The following is a 21,243-nucleotide window of genomic DNA, read 5'->3' as shown; positions in this document are numbered from 1 at the left end:
TGCTTTCTTCGTTTCGGGTACTACGGGGCCGGGCAGAACGAGAGGGCTTGGTCTGCCGGGATCAGGGTGCTGCAGGGGTCGAAGGTGAACACCACGAGCGTGCCGAGCACGATCAGCACGACGGCTGCGACGAACAGGGCGCCGAGCAGGATGCGGCGCACCAGCGGGTTCGAGGCGTAGTCGTTGACGATCGTGCGCATACCGTTCGAGCCGTGGATCATGGCGAGCCACAGCATCACCACATCCCAGACCTGCCAGAACGGCGAGGCGTACTTGCCGGCTACGAAGGCGAAGTCGATGGCCTTGATGCCGTCGCCCTGCACGAGGTTCACGAACAGGTGGCCGAAGATCAGGATGATCAGCAGCACGCCCGAGGCGCGCATGTAGATCCAGCCCCACTTCTCCCAGTTGACGCGGCCCTTACTGGCACGCTGCTGGGGCTGGCGGGGGGAGTCGATGATCGCGGACATCAGTGGGGCTCCGTAAAGACGTTGTGGAGATGGATCGGCGCGAACCCGGCCGTTCCGATGACCCACAGAGCGATGACGATCCAGAACATCAGGCGCTGGTACTTCGCGCCCTTGCTCCAGAAGTCGATGAGGATGATGCGGAGCCCGTTGAACGCGTGGAACATGATGGCGATGACCAGGGCGGTCTCACCGAGCCCCATCAGCGGGTTCTTGTAGGTGCTCATGACCGCGTCGTACGCTCCGGGCGACACCCGGATCATCGCCGTGTCGAGCACGTGGACGAGGAGGAAGAAGTAGATGGCGACACCGGTGATACGGTGCAGCACCCACGACCACATCCCTGTGTTGCCGCGGTACAGGGTACCGGCCGGACGCTTCGAGGAACTCCGGGCTGTGGCTAGCGTCGATACCGCTTCATTGGGCACGAGCAACCCCCTTTGGTTAAGGATGGTTCGAGGCCCCTCGAGCACTGCCGGGACGCACGAATTCTGTTCAAGCATAGTGTTCGCATCGTGAAATGTCTTGTTAGGAGAGCCTTACTCGACGCTGCGCTGGCAGCACGAGTCTAGGCGTCGAGATGACCGATTCGTAGTGCTTGACGAGCTCGCCGCAGACGTTCGTCCACGTTCGCCCGAGCACTGTGCGCCGGCCCGCTTCACCGAAGCGCAGGCGGAGCGTCTCGCTCGCCACGAGGTCGTCGACGAGCTGGCGGAGTTCCGCCGGGTCCGCCGGGTCGTAGAGGTAGCCGTTCACCCCGTCGTCGATGAGGTCGATCGGCCCGCCCGCCCGGGGTGCGACCACGGGCAGACCTGCGGCGTGCGCCTCCTGCAGGGTCTGTCCGAAGGTCTCCTCTGTACCCGTGTGCACGAACAGGTCGAAGCTCGCGTACGCCTCAGACAGTGCATCGCCGCCCAGCCGGCCGAGGAAGGTGACAGGCATCCCCTCTGTTGCGCGCTCGATCGACGCCCGTGAGGGTCCGTCGCCGACGATGGCGAGCCGGATGCCCGGCAGCCCCCTCAGCTCGGCGAGACGTTCCACCTGCTTCTCCGGCGCGAGGCGCCCGACGTAGCCCACCACGACCTCCCCGTCGGGGCTGAGCCGCTCACGGAGCGCCGCAGCGCCCGCACGGTGCCTGTTGTTCGGGTGGAAGGCGTCGAGGTCGACACCCCTGGCCCAGTGCTTCAGTCTCGGTACGCCATAGCCCTGCAGATCATCCATGGACGCACTCGAGGGCACGAGCGTGAGGCTGGCGCCCTCATGCACCCACTTCACGAACTTCCAGGTGAGCCGGGTGGCGGGGCCGAAGTGGTTGCGTCTGGCGTACCCGGCCATGTCGGTCTGGAAGATGGCGACAGAGGGCACGCCGAGCCGGTTGGCGGCGGCGATCGCCTGCGCGCCCAGGAAGAACGGTGAGGCGGCGTGCAGGACATCGGGGTCGAACTCCGCGAGGAGGCGCTGCAGGAGGAGGTTCGGCAGTCCCACCGGAAAGCTGCGGTAGCGCGCTGCGGGCACCTCGAAGACGGGGAACCCGCGGTAGTGGGAGGGAGCGCCTGCCGACGGACAGATGACGATCGCCTCGTGCCCCGTCTCTGCCAGGTGGTCGAGCACCTTGCAGACGCTGTTGGTCACACCATTCACGGTGGGGAGGAAGCTTTCGGTCACGATTGCAACTCTCATGAGGCTCACGTTAGGAACCGAACGTGGCACCGGTGTGAATGGCGAGTGGCCGCAGGGTGCACAGGTGGCTATCGGTAAGGTGGGGCCCATGAGTGCACACAACGACCTGCTTGAGCGTTTCTACAGCGTGATCCCGGCCGGCGGAATCGGCTCGCGACTGTGGCCGCTGTCGCGGGCGGATGCGCCCAAGTTCCTGCACGACCTCAGCGGTTCGGGGCAGAGCCTGCTGCGCGACACCTGGGACCGGCTTGTTCCGCTCTCGGGCGAGCAGCGCATCATGGTGGTCACCGGGCGTGCGCACCGGGCCGCCGTCGAGCGGCAGCTGCCGGCGCTCGCCGACGCCAACGTGGTTCTCGAGAGCGAGCCGCGTGAATCGACCGCGGCCATCGGCCTGGCCGCCGCCATCCTGAACCGTCGGGAACCCGGCGTGATCATCGGGTCGTTCGCGGCCGACCATGTGATCGGGCAGCCCGAGCAGTTCCGCGACGTCGTTCGCGAGGCGCTGATCACGGCCGACGCCGGCTACATCACGACCATCGGCATCATGCCGACGGAGCCGTCGATCGGCTTCGGCTACATCCACGCCATGAAGCCGCTCGGCGTCGAAGGCGCCGCCGACGCGAAGTTCGTCGACAGCTTCGTCGAGAAGCCCGACCTGGCGACGGCCAAGCGCTACCTCAAGACCGGCAAGTACCTCTGGAACGCCGGTATGTTCATCTCCCGCGCCGACGTTCTGCTCGAGCAGATCGGCCGTTCGCGCCCCGACATGCTGGCGGGGCTGATGGAGCTCGCCGAGGCGTGGGACACCCCGCGCCGCGGCATCGTCGTCGACAACGTCTGGCCAGAGCTCGAGAAGATCGCGATCGACTACACCGTCGCCGAGCCGAGCGCGAAGGAGGGCAAGCTCGCGGTCGTACCGGGAACGTTCAGCTGGGACGACGTGGGCGACTTCGCCTCCATCGCCAAACTGCACTCGGGTGGCCGCAAGAGCGAACTCGCCATCCTGGGCAAGAATGCCCGCGTTCTCTCCGACTCGTCGAGCGGCGTCGTGGTCTCGCACAGCGGCCGGGTGATCAGCCTGATCGGTGTCGAGGACATCGTCGTCGTCGACACTCCGGATGCGCTGCTGGTGACGACGAGTGCGCACGCGCAGCGGGTGAAGGCGGTCGTCGACGCCCTGCGGCTCTCGGGCTCGGGCGACGTTCTCTAACGTTTCGATTCGGCAACGGCAGCGTTCCGCTCCGCGGTCGGCCGATAGGTTTGTCGTTATGAAGTCGACCATCCGTGCCGTTTCCGTTCTCTCTGTCGTCGCGTCTGCTGCCCTGGTTCTGGCGGGATGCTCGCCGGCACCGACACAGTCGACCTCCTCGGCCAGTGCCTTCTGTGCGCGCATGGTGACGAACTCGGGCGGCATCGACGACCGCTCGTTCAACCAGTCGAGCTGGGAAGGGCTGCAGAAGGCGGAGGCCGACTTCGGCATCGCGGCCGAGGTGCTCGTCTCGACGAACGAGACCGACCTCGCGCCGAATGTCGAGCAGGCCGTCGGCAGCGGCTGCGGGTTCGTGCTGACGGTCGGGTACGAGTTGGCCGACGCGACGAGCGCGCAGGCGGCGTCGCACCCCTCCACCCACTTCGCGATCGTCGACGAACAGGTCACTGCTCCGAACGTGAAGTCGATCCTCTTCGACACTGCGCAGGCGTCGTACCTCGCCGGCTACCTCGCCGCCGGCGTCTCCAAGACCGGCAAGGTCGCCACCTTCGGCGGGGGCAATCAGCCTCCCGTCACCCTGTTCATGGACGGGTTCGTCGACGGCGTCGCCGCCTACAACGCCGCGCACGGCACGAGCGTGCAGGCCCTCGGCTGGAGCAAAGACGTGCAGGACGGGGTCTTCACCGGTGACTTCGAAGATGTGAACAAGGGCAAGACCGTCACGCAAGCATTCATCGACCAGGGCGCAGACGTGATCATGCCTGTCGCAGGGCAGGTCGGTGAGGGTGCCGCGGCTGCCGCGTCGGAGTCGAAGACGGCGAAGATCATCTGGGTCGACAACGATGGGTACGACACCCTGCCGGCCGACTACAAGCCGATTCTTCTCACAAGCGTGATGAAGAAGACGGGCGATGCTGTCGAACAGATCGTCGGAGACGACTCGAAGGGTACGTTCGACAGTTCGGCCTACGTCGGCACGCTGGCGAACGGAGGGGTCGATCTCGCCCCGTACCACGACCTCGAGGCGAGCCTGCCGGCCGGCTTGGCCGACGAAGTGGCCGCGCTGAAGGCCGACATCGTGTCGGGCAAGGTTGTTGTGTCCTCGCCCAGCCAGCCGCAGTAGCGGTCGCCTGGGGCGTTCCGACGCACGATCGTTGCGCAGAACGCGCAAACCCGCCGTGGACATTTCCGCTAGATTAACGAGCCGCCACGGCTTTGTAACGCTTGCGCTGCAAAGCACAGAGCGGGCACGACGCTGCACGTAACTTTGGGTAACGTGTAACCCCACAGCACCCTGCGTCCGTCAGCGGGCAGCACTTTATGGAGGACATCTTGAGCAACACCACACGCCGCGCCGTCTTCGGTGGCCTGGCCACTCTCGCAACGGCGGCACTGCTCGCCGGCTGCGCATCGGCCCCCACCACCTCGTCGTCGAGCGCTCCGACGGCCTCCGCCGTCGCCGGCTTCAAGCCCTGCATGGTCTCCGACCTCGGTGGCTTCGACGACAAGTCGTTCAACCAGCTGGGTGACGAGGGCCTCAAAGACGGCGCCGCCGCGGTGGGCGTCGACCCGATCGAGGTGCAGTCGAACGCAGAGACCGACTACGCCCCGAACATCGACAGCCTGATCTCGCAGAACTGCACGCTGATCGTCACCGTCGGCTTCGCGCTCTCGGCCGCGACCGTCACCGCTGCGCTCGCGAACCCCGACGTCGACTTCGCCATCATCGACGATGCGGCCGACAACGACTTCGACGGCAAGACCGACGCGCCGAACATCAAGCCGATCCTCTTCGACACCGCGCAGGCCGCCTTCCTCGCGGGCTACGCGTCGGCGAGCTACAGCAAGGCCGGCAAGGTCGCGACCTACGGCGGCATGAACTTCCCGACCGTCACCATCTTCATGGACGGCTTCGCCCAGGGCGTGGCGTACTACAACACGCAGAAGTCGAAGTCGGTGCAGGTGCTCGGTTACGACTCGGCCAACCCCGACGCGGCGACCTTCACGGGTGGCTTCGAGGCGAACGACACGGCCAAGACCACGGCGCAGAACTTCATCGACCAGGGTGCAGACGTTCTGCTGCCCGTCGGTGGCCCCATCTTCCAGAGCGCCGGCGCAGCCATCACCGACTCGGGTAAAGATGTCGCACTGCTCGGTGCCGACGCTGACGTGTTCGACACGTTCCCGACCTACGACAGCCTGTACTTCACCTCGGTGCTGAAGGGCATCAAGCAGGCGACCAGCGACGTCGTCAAGGCGTCGGCGACCGGCACGACCTTCGACACCGCCGCGTACATCGGCGACCTCGAGAACGACGGCGTCGGCATCGCGCCGTTCCACAACTTCGAAAGCAAGGTCGACTCGGGCCTGCAGGGTGAGCTCGACTCGATCAAGTCGGACATCGTCTCCGGCAAGATCCCCGTGAAGTCGTACCTCTCGAAGTAGTCAGCACGTCAGCACGGGGGTGGGGGAGCCGGATTCGTCCGGTTTCCCCACCCTTTCTTTAACCGTTCGACCCACAGGTAGGGTGAAGTAATGAAGCTCGAACTGCGTGGCATCACGAAGCGTTTCGGCGCCCTCGTCGCCAACGACCACATCGACCTCGTGGTGCGGCCGGGTGAGATCCATGCCCTGCTCGGCGAAAACGGCGCAGGCAAGTCCACCCTGATGAACGTTCTGTACGGCCTCTACCAGGCCGACGAAGGCGACATCCTGCTCGACGACCGGGAGCAGCACTTCGCCGGCCCGGGCGACGCCATGAACGCCGGAATCGGCATGGTGCACCAGCACTTCATGCTCATCCCGGTCTTCACCGTGGCCGAGAACGTGATGCTCGGCAACGAGCAGACGAAGGCCGGCGGCCGGCTCGACCTCAACGCCGCGCGTGCCCGCGTGCGGGAGATCAGCGCGCGGTTCGGTTTCGACCTCGACCCCGACGCGCTCGTCGACGACCTGCCCGTGGGGGTGCAGCAGCGCGTCGAGATCATCAAGGCGCTGTCGCGTGACGCGAAGGTACTGGTGTTCGACGAGCCGACCGCCGTGCTCACCCCGCAGGAGACCGATGAGCTGATGGTCATCATGGGGCAGCTGCGCGATGCGGGCACCTCGATCGTCTTCATCACCCACAAGCTGCGCGAGGTTCGGGAAATCGCCGACCGCATCACGATCATCCGCCTCGGCAAGGTGGTCGGTGAGGCCGAGCCCACCGCTTCGAACGCCGAACTCGCCTCGCTGATGGTCGGCAGGGCGGTCGAGCTGACCGTTCACAAGGAGCTCGCGAACCCCGGCGACGCGGCCCTGGTCGTCTCCGACCTGTCGGTGGTGGATGCTCTCGGCCAGCTGGTCGTGAACCACGTCAGTTTCGAGGTGCGCCGGGGCGAGGTGCTCGCGATCGCCGGCGTGCAGGGCAATGGCCAGACGGAGCTGAGCGAGGCCATCATCGGCCTGCAGGAGAAGGTGCTCGGCTCGATCACCCTCGACGGCCAGTCGCTGGTCGGCATGAGCGTGAACGCCGTGCTCGAAGCCGGCGTCGGCTTCGTTCCCGAAGACCGCAATCACGACGGGCTCGTCGGGGAGTTCACCATCGCCGAGAACCTGATGCTCGACCGCTCGAATACGGCTCCGTTCGTGAAGCGCGGCACGCTGCAGCTGAACTACCTCAACCAGTTCGCCGAAGAGAAGACGAAGGAGTTCGATGTGCGTTCGCAGGGCATCCAGACCCCCGTCGGCCGGCTCTCGGGCGGCAACCAGCAGAAGGTCGTGCTGGCCCGCGAACTGAGCCGCGACCTGCGGCTCTTCGTGGCGGCGCAGCCCACCCGCGGCATCGACGTCGGGTCGATCGAGTTCGTGCACAAGCGCATCGTCGAGACCCGCGACGCCGGCGTGCCGGTCATCGTGGTCTCGACAGAGCTCGACGAGGTCGTCGCGCTCGCGGATCGCATCGCGGTCATGTACCGCGGCAGCATCGTCGGCATCGTACCCGGCAACACCTCGCGCGACGTGCTCGGCCTCATGATGGCCGGTGAAGTGCCCGACGTGATCACCACCGTCGACACCGACGAAGTAGAAGGAGCGCTTCTGTGAGCGACACCCGAGTTGCGCCAGCACCCGCATCAGGCCCCGCGCCGGATTCGGCGAAGGCCGTGGCGCCCGCGCCGAAGTCGAACCAGGTGCTCCGCGACATCATGGGTGGCAGTGTCGTCATCTCGATCCTCGCGGTGCTGCTCGCCCTGGTGGCCGGCGGCATCCTGATCGCGGTCACCGACGAAGACGTGCAGACGGCGTCGGGGTACTTCTTCTCCCGGCCGGGCGACACTTTCCAGGCCATCTGGGTCGCCGTCTCCGGCGCGTACGGCGCCCTCTTCCAGGGCTCGGTCTACAACTTCGGCGCCCTCGACTTCGCCAAGGGCATCAAGCCCCTGACTGACACGCTCACCTTCGCGACGCCGCTGATCGCCGCCGGTCTCGGCGTCGGCCTCGCCTTCCGGGCGGGGATGTTCAACATCGGCGGCCAGGGGCAGATGCTCATCGCCGCGGCCGCTGCCGGCTGGGTGGGCTACTCGTTCCCGCTGCCGTACGGGTTGCACCTCATCCTCGCGGTGGTCGCGGGCATCGCGGGAGGCGCGATCTGGGGCGGCATCGTCGGGCTGCTGAAGGCGCGAACCGGTGCGCATGAGGTCATCGTGACGATCATGCTGAACTACGTCGCCGTGTACCTGGTGTCGTACATGCTCCGCACGCCGGGGCTGCTGCAGGCCCCCGGCTCGAACAACCCGAAGACCCCGGCCATGCTGCCGACCGCCGTCTACCCCGACCTGCTGGGGTCGTCGTACAACCTGCACGCCGGGCTGCTGGTGTCGATCGCCGCCACGGTGTTCGTCTGGTGGCTGCTGTCGCGGTCGAGCCTCGGCTTCAAGTTCCGGGCCGTCGGTGTCAACCCGAACGCAGCCCGCGTGGCCGGCATCAACGTCAAGAACTCCTACATCACGGTGATGCTGCTCTCGGGTGGGCTCATCGGAATCGCCGGTGTGGCCCAGGTGCTCGGCACGGTGACCACCGGGTTCTCCTCCGGAATAGACGCGGGCATCGGCTTCGATGCGATCACGGTGGCGCTGCTCGGGCGTTCCCGCCCCTGGGGCATCTTCGTGGCCGGCATTTTGTTCGGCGCCTTCAAGGCCGGTGGCTTCGCGATGCAGGCAGGCCAGGGCATCCCGGTCGACATCGTGCTCGTCGTCCAGTCGCTGATCGTTCTGTTCATTGCGGCGCCGCCGCTCGTGCGTGCCGTGTTCCGGCTGCCGACGCCCGGTGTCGCCCGTAAGAAGAAGCCCGTCAAGCTCGCGAAGGCGGTGGCAGCGAAATGAGTTCCCCCATTTCTGAACCCGGCAGTGTTACCGGCCCCGGCAGTGTTTCCGGTTCGAGCAGCGTTTCCGGTTCGGGCAACCTGGCGGTCGAGGTCGTCGACCCGGCTGCCGTGTCGTCGGCGACCCAGCACGAGCATCCCGATTCCTCCAACGGCCTCGAACGCACCATCGTGAAATCGTGGAAGGCGCCCATCGCCTTCGGCATCTTCACGCTGATCGCGCTCGTACTGTTCGTCATCCTCGGTCGTGACGGCGTCTCGACCTTCCGGCTCTCGAATGACAGCGACCTGATCCAGCTTCCGGCGGTCGAGACGCCCACGCGCGTGGCCGGCATCGTCGTCACGGTTCTGTTGCTGGTGATCGCGATCATCGCCTGGCTGCGGGTGCGGGCCAATCGCCGCGTGCCGCTCTGGCTCACGAGCATCTTCGGCGTGCTGTTCCTGTTCGGCTTCCTGGCCTGGGCGGCGGCGGGCCAGACCCTCCCCGTGCCCGGCCTGCTCGTCGGAACCGTCTCGCTCTCCGTTCCGCTGATCTTCGGAGCGATGGGCGGGGTCATCTCCGAGCGGGTCGGCGTGGTGAACGTCGCCATCGAGGGCCAGCTCCTCGCTGGCGCCTTCGCCTCGGCGGTCATCGCGTCGCTCACCGGCCAGCCGCTGCTCGGCCTCGTCGCGGCCATGGTCGCCGGCATGCTCGTGTCGTTCGTGCTCGCCGCCTTCGCGATCAAGTACTTCGTCGACCAGGTGATCGTCGGCGTCGTGCTGAACGTGCTGGTCATCGGCCTGACGAACTTTCTCTACTCGCAGGTTCTGTCGAAGAACGCCGAGCTGCTGAACACGCCGCCGCGTTTCGACCGCATCGCGATCCCGCTGCTGAGCGAGATCCCGATCCTCGGCCCGACGCTGTTCCGGCAGACCATCGTCGTGTACCTGATGTACATCGCGGTCGCTGCGGTGTTCTTCGGGCTCTTCCACACCAAGTGGGGCCTTCGCGTGCGGGCGGTGGGCGAGCATCCACAGGCCGCCGACACCGTCGGCATCAACGTCAACCGCACCCGCTTTCGCAACGTGCTGCTGGCGGGTGCGATCACCGGTTTCGGTGGGGCGTACTTCACGCTGGTCTCGGTGCCGAGCTTCAACAAGGAGATGACGGCGGGCGCCGGGTACATCGCCCTCGCGGCGGTGATCTTCGGCCAGTGGGATCCGATCAGGGCCACGCTCGCGGCGCTGCTGTTCGGGTTCGCCTCGAACCTGCAGAATGTGCTCGGCATCATCGGCTCGCCGGTGCCCTCCGAGTTCATGCTCATGCTGCCGTACGTGCTCACCATCTTCGCCGTGGCAGGGCTGGTGGGCCGCTCGCGGGGGCCGGCGGCATCCGGCAGACCGTACATCAAGTCATAAGGAGCTCGTCATGACCGACACCCCGGTCGACTGGGATGCCCTGCGGGCCGTTGCGAACGAAGCAGCGACGCACGCCTATGTTCCGTATTCGCACTTCCCCGTCGGGGTCGCGGCCATAGTCGACGACGGGCGCATCATCTCGGGGGCGAACGTCGAGAACGCGTCGTACGGGCTGACGCTCTGCGCCGAGTGCGCGCTCGTCTCGTCGCTGCACATGACCGGCGGCGGCAAGCTGGTCGCCTTCACCTGCGTCGACGGGCAGGGCGGCGCGCTGATGCCGTGCGGGCGCTGCCGGCAGTTGCTCTACGAGCACTCGGCTGAGGGGATGCTGCTCGAGACGGTGTCGGGCATCCGCACCATCGACGAGGTGCTGCCCGACGCGTTCGGGCCGCGCACCCTGGTCGAGTACAGCGAGGCAACGGGCGGCTGAGCCAGCGGTCGGCCCCGAGCATCCATTCGCCGTCGTCGTCGCCCCCATGGCCGTCGCCGTCGGCCTGGCCCACGCCACCGTCGCCGTCGACGTCGCGACAGTCACCGCCACTTCCATCGTCACCTGCACAGAGAGCACCACATGAGCACCGAAGCCCACGACGTCATCGACCTGATCCGCGCGAAGCGTGACGGCGGACGGCTGACCACCTCGCAGATCGACTGGCTGGTCGACGCCTACACCCGCGGCTACGTCGAAGACTCTCAGATGGCAGCCATGGCGATGGCGATCCTTCTGAACGGAATGGGTCGCGACGAAATCCGTGACCTGACGCTCGCCATGATCGCGAGCGGCGAGACGATGAGCTTCGAGGGGCTCGGCAAGACCACCGTCGACAAGCACTCCACCGGCGGCGTCGGCGACAAGATCACCCTGCCCCTGATGCCGCTGGTCGCGTCGTTCGGTGTGGCCGTGCCGCAACTCTCTGGACGGGGTCTCGGGCACACGGGCGGCACGCTCGACAAGCTCGAGAGCATCCCCGGGTGGCGCGCGTCGCTGACGAACGAGGAGATGTTCGCGCAGCTGCGCGATGTCGGTGGAGTCATCTGCGCGGCCGGCAGCGGCCTCGCCCCGGCCGACAAGAAGCTCTACGCGCTGCGGGACATCACGGGAACCGTCGAGGCGATTCCGCTGATCGCGTCGTCGATCATGTCGAAGAAGATCGCCGAGGGAACGGCGGCCCTGGTGCTCGACGTGAAATTCGGGTCGGGGGCGTTCATGCAGAACATCGATCGCTCGCGGGAGCTCGCGCAGACGATGGTCGACCTCGGGAACGACGCGGGCGTGCTCACGTCGGCCCTGCTGACCGACATGCACCGCCCGCTCGGCCTGGCGATCGGCAACGCGAACGAGGTGCGCGAGTCGGTCGAGGTGCTGGCCGGGGGCGGCCCGGCGGATGTCGTCGAGCTGACCCTGGCGCTCGCCTCCGAGATGCTCGCCCTGGCCGGGCAGCCCGACGCAGACGTCGCGGGCGCGCTCGCGTCGGGGCAGGCGATGGACTCGTGGCGGGCCGTCATTCGGGCGCAGGGCGGGGAACCGGATGCCGCGCTGCCCGTCGCCCGCGAGACGCACACGGTCGTGGCTCCCTCGTCGGGTGTGCTGCTCGAACAGCTTGCGCTGCCGTTCGGTATCGCGGCCTGGCGGCTCGGGGCGGGCCGCGCTCGCGCCGAGGACCCTGTTCAGCACGCCGCCGGCATCGACCTGCACGCGAAGGCGGGCGACACGGTCGTCGCTGGCCAGCCGCTGTTCACGCTGAGCGCCGACGAGCCGTCGCGCTTCGAGCGTGCCCTCGAGGCGCTCGACGGCGCCTACACGATCGGCCCGGCCGCCTCGTACGTGCCCCGCGGCCCCCTCGTGGCGGAGCGCATCGCGCCCCGCTGACCCGCCCGCTCCGCTCCGTCCCGCTGACCGCCCCGTCTCGCCCGTCTGAACTCAGTCGTCGAGTGTCCAGCCGGTACGGGCGTACCTCTGCGTCAAGTGGAAGAGAAGCGATCCGAGCGCGGCCATGCCCTGCTTGGACATCTCAGGGATCGCGACGTGCAGCTCTCCCGGACCGTCGTCGGGCTCGCTCCAGACATCCACCCGTGAGCGGGCCAGTCGGATCTCCTTGGCGCCGACGAATCGGGCGTCGCTGACGATCGCGAGACAGAATCGCAGCGCCTCTCCGGCATCGACGTCGTCCCCCAGGTGCACCGAGATCTGCGTCATGAGCGGGCGCACCCGACGTTCTTGTCTTCTGGACCGGAGCCGACGGCTACGACGGCCGCGAACGCGGCCACCGCACCCCTCAGGTCGCCGACCCCAGTGTCGCGCACCGCCAGGGCGCGGAGCGGTCGCTCTGCAAACGGTGGCTCCAGCTCCGCGAAGACGAAATACAGCATGAAGCAATCATCCCACAAAGCGACGACTTCTCATTATTTTTTCGCGAGGTGACGTTCAAATGCAGCGGCGCCGAGTGACGCGGTTGAGTGTGAGCGATCGAGGGGACGCAAATCGTCCCAACGGAGCGCCGTGGCCACAATATGCGTCCCTTCGGCGAGGGGAGGCGCGCCGAGGGCGGGGGTGGGCGTGGGCTGGCGGAGCGCGAGGGAGCGGTCGCGGCGGGCGGCGCTAGAGGGCGGGGTCGCCGATGCGGCGGAGGGCGTCGGTCACCAGCGCCCAGAAGCGCGGGGCGTCGAGGGTGACCGCGACCTGGGTGGTGCAGTCGGCGGGGGCCGGCGCGCGAAAGTCGGCCACCGTCATCCCGAGCGTCAGCGTGCCCGTCAGCTCGACGTCGAGCGGCACTTTTCGCGTCGTCATGATCGTGGGGTCGATGACGTAGGCGACCGCGCAGGGGTCGTGCACCGGCGGCGAGTCGAAGCCCTGGTGCTCGCGGTAGGCCTCGCCGAAGAACTCGAGCAACTCGCCGACGAAGCGCGCGGGCGCCGTGTCTATGGCGGCGATCGACGCCGCGACCTCCGGCGTCGCCAGTGCCTGGTGCGTCAGGTCGAGCCCCACCATCGTCAGCGGCCACGCCTCGTTGAACACGATGTGTGCGGCTTCGGGGTCGATGATGATGTTGAACTCCGAGGTCGCGCTCCAGTTGCCGCCCGCGTAGGCGCCGCCCATCAGCACGATCTCGCGCACGCGCGGCACGATGCGCGGCTCTTTGCGCACGGCCATGGCGATGTTCGTGAGGCCGGCGGTGGCCACGAGGGTGATCTCGCCGGGTTCCGACGCCATGATCGTGTCGATGATGAGGTCGATCGCGTGCCGGGGATCCAGCTCGATCGTCGGCTCGGGCAGCACCGGGCCGTCGAGCCCGCTGTCGCCGTGGATGCTCTCGGCCACCTCCACCTGCCGAACGAGCGGCCTGACAGCGCCGGCCGCGAAGGGTATGCCCGTGATCCCGGCAACCCGCGCCACCGAGAGGGCGTTCTTCGTCACCTTCGCCAGGGTCTGGTTGCCGACGACCGTCGTCACAGCGACCAGGTCGACGTCGGGGTTGCCGTGCGCCAGCAGCATCGCCACGGCATCGTCGTGCCCGGGGTCGCAGTCGAGGATGATCTTGCGCGCCATGGGGTCCTCCCGGTCGAGTCCGACAGCTGCCCGTTCCGAGCAGGTTGTCGGTAAAGCATATATGAAAGCACCGTTCATATATGAAAGGATGGTCGGCATGACCGACACGCAGATGACCGACGCCGCCGCATCCGGAGCCCGCCGGGTCGAATGGATCCGCTCCCGCATGCCCCTGCTCGCCCAGGCCCGCGAGGAGTTCGCGCGCTCCAAGCCGTTCGCCGGCCACCGCATCGGCATGTCGCTGCACGTCGAGCCGAAGACCGCGGTTCTCGTCGAGACGCTGGCGGCGGGCGGCGCCGAGATCGTCGGCACCGGCAACCACGGGTCGACGCAGGACGACGTCGTCGCCTACCTGAACGGGCAGGGGATGACGATCTTCGGCCGCCGCGACGACGACCTCGAGCAGCACCACGCGAACGTTTTGCGCGTGCTCGATGCGCAGCCGAGCATCCTGCTCGACAACGGCGGCGACCTCGCGGCCGGAGTCGTCGCGCGCGGGGTGACCGGCAGCATCCTGGGCGGAACGGAGGAGACGACCTCGGGCGGCGACCGACTGCGCACAGAACTCGCCGGTCAGGTGCCCTTTCCGGTGATCGTCATCAACGACAGCCTGCTGAAGCAGATCGGCGAGAACAAGCATGCGGTCGGGCAGTCGGTCGCCGAGAGCTTCATGCGCATCACGAACCTGATGATGCCGGGCACCCGATTCGTGGTGGTCGGCTACGGCTGGTGCGGGCGGGGTGTGGCGCACTACCTGCGCTCGCTCGGCGGTAAGGTCGCCGTCGCCGAGATCGACGAGTTGAAGGCGTTCGAAGCGGCGCTCGACGGGTTCCGGGTGTCGACCGCCGTCGACCTCGCGCCGTGGGCCGATGTCGTCATCACGGCGACGGGCCGGCCGAACGTGGTCGGCGCAGCCGTCTTCGAGCGGATGCACGACGGCGCCATTCTCGCCAACTGCGGGCACTTCCCCTGGGAGATCGACGTGCCTGCGCTGCTCGCATCGTCGACGTCGAGCCGCGCGGTCGACGACGCGATCGACCGGATCGAGCTGCCCGATGGCCGCCACCTCGTGCTCATCGCGCAGGGGCGTATGTTCAATCTTGCGGGCCGGTCGCCGAAGGGCAATTCGATCCAGTCGATGGATCTCGGCTTCCTCCTGCAGACCCTCTCGCTCGAACGGGTCGCGCTTGAGGCGGCGTCGGGCTCGTTGCCGGCGGGCGCGCAGCCCGTTCCCGACGACATCGAGCGCACCATCGCGCGGCGTATGCTGGCGGCGATGTCGGCCGCCGAGTAGGCGAGCGGATGCCCGACCGCACGGGTTCGGCCCCCGAGTACGCCGTTCCTGCCCTCGACAAGGCGCTCGACGTGCTCGAACTGCTGGCCGACAGCGACACGGGCCTGAGCCAGGCCGAGATCGCAGCGGAGATCGGGCGGAACGTCGCCCAGATCTTTCGCGTGCTGACCCTGCTCGAACGACGCGGCTACCTCTATCGCGATGCGAAGTCGGGTCTCTACCAGCTGTCGACGCGGCTCTTCGATCTCGCCCACCGGCAGGAGCCGCTGCGCTCCCTGGTCGCCGCCGCGCACCCGCCGATGCGCCGGCTCGCCGACGAGACCCGGTCGTCGTGCAATCTGAGCGTGCTCGATGCGGGGCGGATGCGGGTGGTCGCGCAGGTCGTGAGCCCGAGCGACTTCGGGTTCCAGGTGCGGGTGGGCGCGCTGTTCCCCGTCGAGACGACGGCGTCGGGGCTGGTGCAGCTCGCGTTCTCGGGGGCCGGGGCGGAGGTCGGGGTGGGCGGTGTTCCGGCGTCCGACCTCGCGGCGATACGCGCGCGCGGGCACCTCGAACGGCCGGACGCCCTGCAGCCCGGGGTGACCGACATCGTCTTTCCCGTGCTGGAGCCGGCACGGGCATCCGGCGAGCGTAACTCCACGGCTCGGGCATCCACCGACCGTGCGATCGCGGTGCTGACCGTGCCCTATGTCGCGACCAGTTTCAGCGAACGCACCAGCGCGTTCGTCGCGCGGCACGCGGAGGTGGCCGCCCGGGAGATCGCTGAAAGTCTGCTCGGCAACGGCAGATGAGACATTCTGAGCAGAGCGCGGGCAGCTCGTTCCGATAGATTGTGTCTTGCTCGACGCGTGGCGCGCGGGTTCGCAACGGGGCGCTCGCCTCACCAAGGAGGAACCGATGTCAGACAGAGGCGAAGAGTATTTTCTGAGCGGAACCGACATCAGCATCAGTTCCCTGCCCAAGATCTCGCTGCACGACCACCTCGACGGCGGCCCGCGGTCCGAGACGATCGTCGAACTCGCCGACGCCATCGGGCTCGAACTGCCGGCGGCCGGCCCTGACGCTCTGGGCGAGTGGTTCGAGGCCAGCGCCGACTCGGGTTCGCTCGTCGACTATCTGAAGACCTTCGATGTGACGATCGCGATCATGCAGAACCGCGAGGGTCTCAGTCGCGTCGCGCGGGAATTCGTGCAAGACCTGGCGGCCGACGGCGTCGTCTACGGCGAGGTGCGCTGGGCGCCCGAGCAGCACCTCTCGACCGGGCTGACGCTCGACGAGACGGTCGAAGCCGTGCAGGCCGGCATCGAGCAGGGCATCGATGACGCGCTGGCCGACGGTCGCGTCATCCGCATCGGCCAGCTGGTCACGGCCATGCGGCACGCCGACCGGGCCATGGAGATCGCCGAGCTCGCCGTTCGGCACCGCGACCGCGGCGTCGTCGGTTTCGACATCGCCGGTGCCGAGCTGGGCTTCCCGGCGGGCAATCACCGGGCCGCCTTCGACTACCTCGCGCACCAGTACTTCCCGGTGACTGTGCACGCCGGCGAGGCCGATGGGCTCGACAGCATCCGCGGGGCGCTCTTCGACGGTCGCGCGCTGCGACTCGGCCACGGGGTGCGGCTCGCAGAAGACATAACGATCGAACGCCAGGACGACGAGAGCACCTACGTGACGCTCGGTGGCCTGTCGCAGTGGGTCAAAGACCGGGAGATCGCCCTCGAACTCGCGCCGTCGTCGAACCTGCAGACCGGCGCGATCACGCGCTGGGGCGACGAGCTGGCCGATCACCCCTTCGACCTGCTCTACCAGCTCGGTTTCAAGGTCACGGTCAACACCGACAACCGCCTGATGAGCAACACGACGATCAGCCGTGAGCTTGCCCTGCTGTCAGACGTATTCGACTACGACCTCACCGACCTCGAGACGTTCCAGTTGAATGCAGCGGCGGCCACGTTCCTGCCGATCGAAGACCGCGAGGAGCTGGCCGACGTCATCTCCGAGGGGTTCGACGAGGCGTAGACCGGGATGCTCGCCCTCTCAGACGCGGGGATCCTCCTCGGCCAGACCGCTGACGACTGGCGCGCGGCCGTGCTGCTCTCGGCCGCGGCGCTCGAGGCGGCCGGGGTGGCGGAGGCATCGTACGGCGAACGGATGATCGCGATGGTCGAGGAGTTCGGCGCCTACATCGTGATCGCTCCGGGTCTCGCCCTGGCGCATGCGCGGCCGGGGCCCGATGTGCGGGAGTCGGGGATGTCGGTGGTGACGCTGGCGGAACCGGTGGTATTCGGGCATCCCTACAACGACCCGGTGTCGGTCGTCATCGGATTGGCCGTGACGAACGCCGATGACCACGTCAGCGGGGTCGCAGAGCTGGCGAACGTGTTCAACGACGCGACGGCGATCGACCGGCTGGCGACCGCACGGTCGGTGGCCGAGGTGCGGGCGGTCTTCGATGTGTCAGCGTGAATGCGGAGTATCGTCGCTCGTGGGCGAAGTCTCTCGGAGTGTGAAATGAAGATCGTGGCCATCTGCGGCGCGGGTGTCGGAACCTCGGGCATCCTGAAGGTGAACGCCGAGCGCGCGCTGGCGCGTCTCGACATCGAGGCCGAGGTGACGGCGACGGACATCCAGAGCGTGGCGGTCGCCGCGGCGGATGCGCAGGTGATTCTGACGTCGCCGGAGTTCGTCGAGCGACTCGGCAAGACGAATGCCGACGTGATCGTGGTGCAGAACTACTTCGACGTCGACGAGCTGACGGCGAAGCTCGAGGTCGCGCTGGGCTGAGCGCAGCGCCGCGCGGGGCCGGGCTCAGAGCCCCGAGTGTTCGGCGCGTTCCGCGAGGGCCAGGTCGGCGGAGATCGCCGCGGCCGCCGCTTCGAGTGCGGGCAGGTACTTCTCACGCACGGCTTCGTTCGAGGTGGTCGAGGCGGCCGTCGACACGTTGATGGCGGCGATCACCGAACCGGCAGCATTGCGGAGCGGTGCGGCGATCGAGCGGAGGCCCGGCTCCAGCTCCTGGTCGACGATCGTCCACCCATCGACGCGCACCCGCTCCAGCTCGGCGAGGAGGGCGCTCTCAGAGTGCACCGTTCGCTCGGTCAGCGCCTGCAGCTTCACGTCGTGCAGGTAGTCGGCGAGCACGTCGGGCTCGAGACCGGCGAGCAGAACGCGCCCCATGGATGTCGCGTAGGCGGGCAGTCGTGTGCCGAGGTTGATGCCGACCGACATGATGCGGTGCGTTGGAACCCGCACCACGTACACGATGTCGGAGCCGTCGAGGATGGCCGCCGATGTCGCCTCGCCGATGCTGTGCGAGAGCTCTTCGAGGTGCGGCTGCGCGACCTCGGGCAGGGTGATGCCCGAAAGGTAGCTGAAGCCGAGCTCCAACACCTTCGCGGTGAGGGCGAAGTCCCGCCCGTCGCTTCGCACGTAGCCGAGTTCGATCAGCGTCATCAGGAACCGTCTGGTTGTGGCGCGCGTCAGGCCTGTCGCCCGGGCGATGTCGCTGAGCGTCATGCGCGACTGGTCTTTGCCGAAGACCCTGATGACGCTCAGCCCCCGGGCGAGCGACTGCACGAACCCGCTGCTCGGGCCCGGGAGCGCGTTGTCGGCGGGCGACGTCGCCGTGCCTTCGCTCACGACACCAGCTCGCGCATCCCGGTCTCCAGCTCGGCGAGGCGCTGGGCGACGAACTTCTTGCGCTTCTCCAGCTTGCCCGTCGTGCTCGACACGTCGATGTAGACCTTGAGCTTCGGCTCGGTTCCGCTCGGGCGCACCATGATGCGCGACCCGTCGGCCAACCGGATGCGGAGGATGTCGCTCGGCGGCAGGTCGGCCGAGCCGAGGGCCAGATCGTCGATGGAGGCGACGCTCACCCCGCCGATGCGCGTCGGAGGCTGCGCGCGAAGCCGCTTCATCGCGGACTCGATGAGGCTCAGGTCGGTCACGCGCACGGAGATCTGCGCCGAGCCGAAGTGGCCAAACTTCTCGCTGAACCGGTCGAGCTGGTCGTCGAGAGTGAAGCCGTCGACCGCCAGTTCGCTCGCGAGGGCGAGCAGTGTGACGGCGGCCGAGATGCCGTCTTTGTCGCGAAGCGTCTGCGGGTTCACGAGGTAGCCGAGCGCCTCTTCGTAGCCGAAGAGCAGGCCGGGCACCCGGGAGACCCACTTGAAGCCGGTGAGGGTCTCCTGAAAACCGAGCCCGTACGACGCGGCAACCGCCGCCAGGGCAGGGGAGGAGACGACGGAGCAGGCGAGCATCGGTCGGGGAGTAGCTGAGCCAGCACCAGCCGCAGCGCCGGCCCGCATTGAGGCAGCGTGCGCCTCAGCAGCCCGCCAACCGAGCAGCGCCCCCACCTCGTTGCCGCTCAGCCGCCGGAAGCCCGACTCGCTCGTCGCGTCGGGCACGGCGATGGCCAGGCGATCAGCATCGGGGTCGTTCGCGATGATCAGCTGCGCCCCGCCCGAGCGGGCTGCCGCGTAGGAGAGGTCGAGTGCCCCGGGCTCCTCGGGGTTCGGGAACGCGACGGTGGGGAAGCGGGCATCCGGTCGTATCTGGGCTTCGACGACGTCGGGCTCGATGAAGCCTGCGGCCCCGAGTACGCGCGAGAACGTCTCCCAGCCCACACCGTGCATCGCCGTGTAGACGACCCGTGGCTGCGCGCCGATCTCCGCTGCCGGGAGCCAGCTCACCGCCGCCGTCTCGTGCACATACGCCTCGAACACCGACTCGGGCGCCGTTTCGTATCCGCTCGATCGCGGCAGATCGGTGATCGGACCGGCCGATGCCACCCGCACGATGTGCGCCTCGATCTGCTCGTCGACGGGTGAGATGATCTGCGACCCCTGATCGGCCCCGCCCAGGTAGACCTTGTACCCGTTGTCGTTCGGCGGGTTGTGGGAGGCCGTGACCATCACCCCGGCGCTCACGTCGAGGTGTCGCACCGCGAACGCCAGCACCGGCGTCGGCAGCAGGCGGGGGAGGAGCACGGCGCGAAGCCCGGCCCCGGCGATCAGCTCGGCCGAGTCCCGGGCGAAGATCTCCGAGTTCTTGCGGCCGTCGTACCCGATGACCACCGAGGGCACCTCGCCGGGCGCGGCGCGTTCGAGCAGGAAGTCGGCGAGCCCTCGGGCAGCCTGCGCGACGAGCACGCGGTTCATGCGGTTCGGGCCCGCAGCGATGGCGCCGCGGAGCCCGGCCGTGCCGAACGTCAGCCTCGTGCTGAAGCGGTCGGCGAGTTCGGTGACCGCTCGTTCGTCGCCGCCCTCCGCCCCGGCCACCAGGGCGGTCAGCTCTGCCCGGGTCTCTTCGTCGGGATCTTGGGCGATCCACTCGTGCGCGGCCGTCGCGAGCTCGCCCCGCTCGCTCACAGGGCCGCCACGATGCGTGCGAGCAGCGCGCTGATGACCGGCTCGGCCTGCTGGCCTGCTTCGAGCACCTCTTTGTGCGAGAGCGGGGTCTTCTGGATTCCGGCGGCGAGGTTGGTGATCAGCGACATCCCGAGCACCTCCATGCCTGCTTCACGGGCGGCGATCGCCTCCAGCGCGGTGGACATACCCACGATGTGCCCGCCGATCGTCTTCGCCATCTGAACCTCGGCCGGGGTCTCGTAGTGCGGCCCGCGGAACTGCACGTAGACGCCTTCGTCGAGCCCAGCATCCACCCCCCGCGCGATGTCGCGCAGGCGCTTCGAATAGAGGTCGGTCAGATCGATGAAGGTCGCACCTTCGAGCGGCGAGTCTGCGGTCAGGTTGATGTGGTCGCTGATCAGCACAGGGCTCCCCGGCTTCCACGTCTCCCGGATGCCGCCGGCGCCGTTGGTCAGAATCATCACCTTCGCGCCCGCGGCCGCGGCCGTGCGCACGCTGTGCACGACCCGGCGCACCCCGTGGTTCTCGTAGTAGTGGGTTCGCGCGCCGATCACCAGTGCGTGCTTGCCGTTCGGCAGGCGCACCGATCGGAGCGACCCCACGTGCCCGACGACCGCCGGCGCACTGAACCCGACGATCTCGGTGGCGGGAATGGTGGCGACCGTCTCACCGATGAGATCGGCCGCCTTGGCCCAGCCGCTGCCGAGCGTGAGGGCGATGTCGTGCTGGGCGATACCGCTCTTCTCGGCGATCTGGCCGGCGGCTTCGCGGGCGATCTCGAAGGGGCTGAGGTCGGGCTGGTCGAGGGGATTCTGGGCTGCTGCAGATGACATGCCTTTACTGTAGTTAACCCGATCGCCATCATCCCGACCGAGCGGGAACCTGTGGAGAGTTTGTCGGGAATACGCGCCTGGGGAAG

Annotated in this window: 22 protein-coding genes; 13 read left to right on the top strand and 9 right to left on the bottom strand. The window is 67.9% G+C overall.

Features of this window, described 5'->3' with window-relative positions; translation table 11 throughout:
* Positions 1-20: 20 nt before the first annotated feature.
* The 3 genes from C5B96_RS09405 to C5B96_RS09395 all read right to left on the bottom strand — a co-directional run bounded on the left by C5B96_RS09405 (position 21) and on the right by C5B96_RS09395 (position 2,147).
* Entirely contained in the window at positions 21-470 is a 450-nt protein-coding gene (locus C5B96_RS09405; RefSeq protein WP_104245108.1) for a succinate dehydrogenase hydrophobic membrane anchor subunit, read from the bottom strand.
* Complete coding sequence (gene sdhC, locus C5B96_RS09400; protein WP_255414723.1) at positions 470-895, bottom strand: succinate dehydrogenase, cytochrome b556 subunit; 426 nt, start codon at positions 893-895, stop codon at positions 470-472. Before sdhC ends, C5B96_RS09405 begins: the two co-directional genes overlap by 1 nt.
* Positions 896-995: 100 nt before the next feature.
* Complete coding sequence (locus C5B96_RS09395; RefSeq protein WP_104245106.1) at positions 996-2,147, bottom strand: glycosyltransferase family 1 protein; 1,152 nt, start codon at positions 2,145-2,147, stop codon at positions 996-998.
* Between the two features lie 88 nt (positions 2,148-2,235).
* On the opposite strand from C5B96_RS09395, the gene C5B96_RS09390 reads away from it, so the two are divergent.
* The 8 genes from C5B96_RS09390 to C5B96_RS09355 all read left to right on the top strand — a co-directional run bounded on the left by C5B96_RS09390 (position 2,236) and on the right by C5B96_RS09355 (position 11,984).
* Complete coding sequence (locus C5B96_RS09390; RefSeq protein ID WP_104245105.1) at positions 2,236-3,357, top strand: mannose-1-phosphate guanylyltransferase; 1,122 nt, start codon at positions 2,236-2,238, stop codon at positions 3,355-3,357.
* Positions 3,358-3,415: 58 nt separating this feature from the next.
* The gene (locus C5B96_RS09385) at positions 3,416-4,480 is read left to right on the top strand and encodes a BMP family protein (protein WP_104245104.1); all 1,065 of its coding nucleotides are present in this window, start codon (positions 3,416-3,418) and stop codon (positions 4,478-4,480) included.
* Between the two features lie 209 nt (positions 4,481-4,689).
* Positions 4,690-5,802, top strand: coding sequence for a BMP family protein (locus C5B96_RS09380; protein WP_104245204.1), 1,113 nt, complete (start codon positions 4,690-4,692; stop codon positions 5,800-5,802).
* 90 nt (positions 5,803-5,892) lie between these two features.
* The gene (locus C5B96_RS09375) at positions 5,893-7,440 is read left to right on the top strand and encodes an ABC transporter ATP-binding protein (protein WP_104245103.1); all 1,548 of its coding nucleotides are present in this window, start codon (positions 5,893-5,895) and stop codon (positions 7,438-7,440) included.
* Complete coding sequence (locus C5B96_RS09370; RefSeq protein WP_233189103.1) at positions 7,437-8,717, top strand: ABC transporter permease; 1,281 nt, start codon at positions 7,437-7,439, stop codon at positions 8,715-8,717. Before C5B96_RS09375 ends, C5B96_RS09370 begins: the two co-directional genes overlap by 4 nt.
* Positions 8,714-10,114, top strand: coding sequence for an ABC transporter permease (locus C5B96_RS09365; RefSeq protein ID WP_104245102.1), 1,401 nt, complete (start codon positions 8,714-8,716; stop codon positions 10,112-10,114). Before C5B96_RS09370 ends, C5B96_RS09365 begins: the two co-directional genes overlap by 4 nt.
* A 10-nt stretch (positions 10,115-10,124) precedes the next feature.
* Positions 10,125-10,544: a cytidine deaminase gene (locus tag C5B96_RS09360; RefSeq protein WP_104245101.1), complete on the top strand. Its 420-nt coding sequence runs from the start codon at positions 10,125-10,127 to the stop codon at positions 10,542-10,544.
* Between the two features lie 141 nt (positions 10,545-10,685).
* Complete coding sequence (locus C5B96_RS09355; protein ID WP_104245100.1) at positions 10,686-11,984, top strand: thymidine phosphorylase; 1,299 nt, start codon at positions 10,686-10,688, stop codon at positions 11,982-11,984.
* A 51-nt stretch (positions 11,985-12,035) separates the two neighbouring features.
* Here the strand turns inward: C5B96_RS09355 and C5B96_RS09350 are convergent, their stop codons facing one another.
* The 3 genes from C5B96_RS09350 to C5B96_RS09340 all read right to left on the bottom strand — a co-directional run bounded on the left by C5B96_RS09350 (position 12,036) and on the right by C5B96_RS09340 (position 13,661).
* Entirely contained in the window at positions 12,036-12,311 is a 276-nt protein-coding gene (locus C5B96_RS09350; RefSeq protein ID WP_146078136.1) for a hypothetical protein, read from the bottom strand.
* On the bottom strand, positions 12,308-12,484 hold the full coding sequence (locus C5B96_RS17370) for a hypothetical protein (protein ID WP_158507154.1): 177 nt from the start codon (positions 12,482-12,484) through the stop codon (positions 12,308-12,310). The genes C5B96_RS09350 and C5B96_RS17370 overlap by 4 nt, the downstream gene beginning before the upstream one ends.
* A gap of 229 nt (positions 12,485-12,713) precedes the next feature.
* Complete coding sequence (locus tag C5B96_RS09340) at positions 12,714-13,661, bottom strand: nucleoside hydrolase (RefSeq protein ID WP_104245097.1); 948 nt, start codon at positions 13,659-13,661, stop codon at positions 12,714-12,716.
* 97 nt (positions 13,662-13,758) lie between these two features.
* On the opposite strand from C5B96_RS09340, the gene C5B96_RS09335 reads away from it, so the two are divergent.
* From C5B96_RS09335 to C5B96_RS09315, 5 genes are all read left to right on the top strand, one after another.
* Positions 13,759-14,955, top strand: a complete 1,197-nt coding sequence (locus tag C5B96_RS09335) for an adenosylhomocysteinase (RefSeq protein ID WP_104245202.1) — start codon at positions 13,759-13,761, stop codon at positions 14,953-14,955.
* Between the two features lie 8 nt (positions 14,956-14,963).
* A complete protein-coding gene (locus C5B96_RS09330; protein ID WP_104245096.1) occupies positions 14,964-15,746 on the top strand; it encodes an IclR family transcriptional regulator in 783 nt (260 codons plus the stop codon).
* Positions 15,747-15,852: 106 nt separating this feature from the next.
* Positions 15,853-16,974, top strand: coding sequence for an adenosine deaminase (locus C5B96_RS09325; RefSeq protein ID WP_104245095.1), 1,122 nt, complete (start codon positions 15,853-15,855; stop codon positions 16,972-16,974).
* Between the two features lie 6 nt (positions 16,975-16,980).
* Complete coding sequence (locus C5B96_RS09320; RefSeq protein ID WP_104245094.1) at positions 16,981-17,421, top strand: PTS sugar transporter subunit IIA; 441 nt, start codon at positions 16,981-16,983, stop codon at positions 17,419-17,421.
* A gap of 45 nt (positions 17,422-17,466) precedes the next feature.
* Complete coding sequence (locus tag C5B96_RS09315) at positions 17,467-17,739, top strand: PTS sugar transporter subunit IIB (protein ID WP_104245093.1); 273 nt, start codon at positions 17,467-17,469, stop codon at positions 17,737-17,739.
* A 24-nt stretch (positions 17,740-17,763) separates the two neighbouring features.
* Here C5B96_RS09315 and C5B96_RS09310 read toward each other — a convergent pair whose 3' ends face one another.
* The 3 genes from C5B96_RS09310 to C5B96_RS09300 are packed head-to-tail and all read right to left on the bottom strand — an operon-like array spanning position 17,764 to position 21,157.
* Positions 17,764-18,594, bottom strand: coding sequence for an IclR family transcriptional regulator C-terminal domain-containing protein (locus C5B96_RS09310; protein WP_104245092.1), 831 nt, complete (start codon positions 18,592-18,594; stop codon positions 17,764-17,766).
* Entirely contained in the window at positions 18,591-20,324 is a 1,734-nt protein-coding gene (locus C5B96_RS09305) for a phospho-sugar mutase (RefSeq protein ID WP_104245091.1), read from the bottom strand. The genes C5B96_RS09310 and C5B96_RS09305 overlap by 4 nt, the downstream gene beginning before the upstream one ends.
* Positions 20,321-21,157: a purine-nucleoside phosphorylase gene (locus C5B96_RS09300; protein ID WP_104245090.1), complete on the bottom strand. Its 837-nt coding sequence runs from the start codon at positions 21,155-21,157 to the stop codon at positions 20,321-20,323. The genes C5B96_RS09305 and C5B96_RS09300 overlap by 4 nt, the downstream gene beginning before the upstream one ends.
* Between the last annotated feature and the right edge of the window lie 86 nt (positions 21,158-21,243).

This window comes from Subtercola sp. Z020, from assembly GCF_002931235.1.
Taxonomy (GTDB): Bacteria; Actinomycetota; Actinomycetes; order Actinomycetales; family Microbacteriaceae; genus Subtercola.
This window is presented reverse-complemented; position numbering and strand designations above follow the sequence as displayed.

What these genes read in the sequence shown, in the direction of transcription:
- C5B96_RS09365 (WP_104245102.1), top strand. Translation starts at nt 8,714, where the DNA reads ATGAGTTCCCCCATTTCTGAACCCGGCAGTGTTACCGGCCCCGGCAGT.
- C5B96_RS09390 (WP_104245105.1), top strand. Translation starts at nt 2,236, where the DNA reads ATGAGTGCACACAACGACCTGCTTGAGCGTTTCTACAGCGTGATCCCG.
- C5B96_RS09360 (WP_104245101.1), top strand. Translation starts at nt 10,125, where the DNA reads ATGACCGACACCCCGGTCGACTGGGATGCCCTGCGGGCCGTTGCGAAC.
- C5B96_RS09385 (WP_104245104.1), top strand. Translation starts at nt 3,416, where the DNA reads ATGAAGTCGACCATCCGTGCCGTTTCCGTTCTCTCTGTCGTCGCGTCT.
- C5B96_RS09300 (WP_104245090.1), bottom strand. Translation starts at nt 21,157, where the DNA reads ATGTCATCTGCAGCAGCCCAGAATCCCCTCGACCAGCCCGACCTCAGC.
- C5B96_RS09350 (WP_146078136.1), bottom strand. Translation starts at nt 12,311, where the DNA reads ATGACGCAGATCTCGGTGCACCTGGGGGACGACGTCGATGCCGGAGAG.
- C5B96_RS09355 (WP_104245100.1), top strand. Translation starts at nt 10,686, where the DNA reads ATGAGCACCGAAGCCCACGACGTCATCGACCTGATCCGCGCGAAGCGT.
- C5B96_RS09320 (WP_104245094.1), top strand. Translation starts at nt 16,981, where the DNA reads ATGCTCGCCCTCTCAGACGCGGGGATCCTCCTCGGCCAGACCGCTGAC.
- C5B96_RS09325 (WP_104245095.1), top strand. Translation starts at nt 15,853, where the DNA reads ATGTCAGACAGAGGCGAAGAGTATTTTCTGAGCGGAACCGACATCAGC.
- C5B96_RS17370 (WP_158507154.1), bottom strand. Translation starts at nt 12,484, where the DNA reads ATGCTGTATTTCGTCTTCGCGGAGCTGGAGCCACCGTTTGCAGAGCGA.
- C5B96_RS09340 (WP_104245097.1), bottom strand. Translation starts at nt 13,661, where the DNA reads ATGGCGCGCAAGATCATCCTCGACTGCGACCCCGGGCACGACGATGCC.
- C5B96_RS09395 (WP_104245106.1), bottom strand. Translation starts at nt 2,147, where the DNA reads ATGAGAGTTGCAATCGTGACCGAAAGCTTCCTCCCCACCGTGAATGGT.
- C5B96_RS09315 (WP_104245093.1), top strand. Translation starts at nt 17,467, where the DNA reads ATGAAGATCGTGGCCATCTGCGGCGCGGGTGTCGGAACCTCGGGCATC.
- C5B96_RS09330 (WP_104245096.1), top strand. Translation starts at nt 14,964, where the DNA reads ATGCCCGACCGCACGGGTTCGGCCCCCGAGTACGCCGTTCCTGCCCTC.
- C5B96_RS09375 (WP_104245103.1), top strand. Translation starts at nt 5,893, where the DNA reads ATGAAGCTCGAACTGCGTGGCATCACGAAGCGTTTCGGCGCCCTCGTC.
- C5B96_RS09335 (WP_104245202.1), top strand. Translation starts at nt 13,759, where the DNA reads ATGACCGACACGCAGATGACCGACGCCGCCGCATCCGGAGCCCGCCGG.
- C5B96_RS09405 (WP_104245108.1), bottom strand. Translation starts at nt 470, where the DNA reads ATGTCCGCGATCATCGACTCCCCCCGCCAGCCCCAGCAGCGTGCCAGT.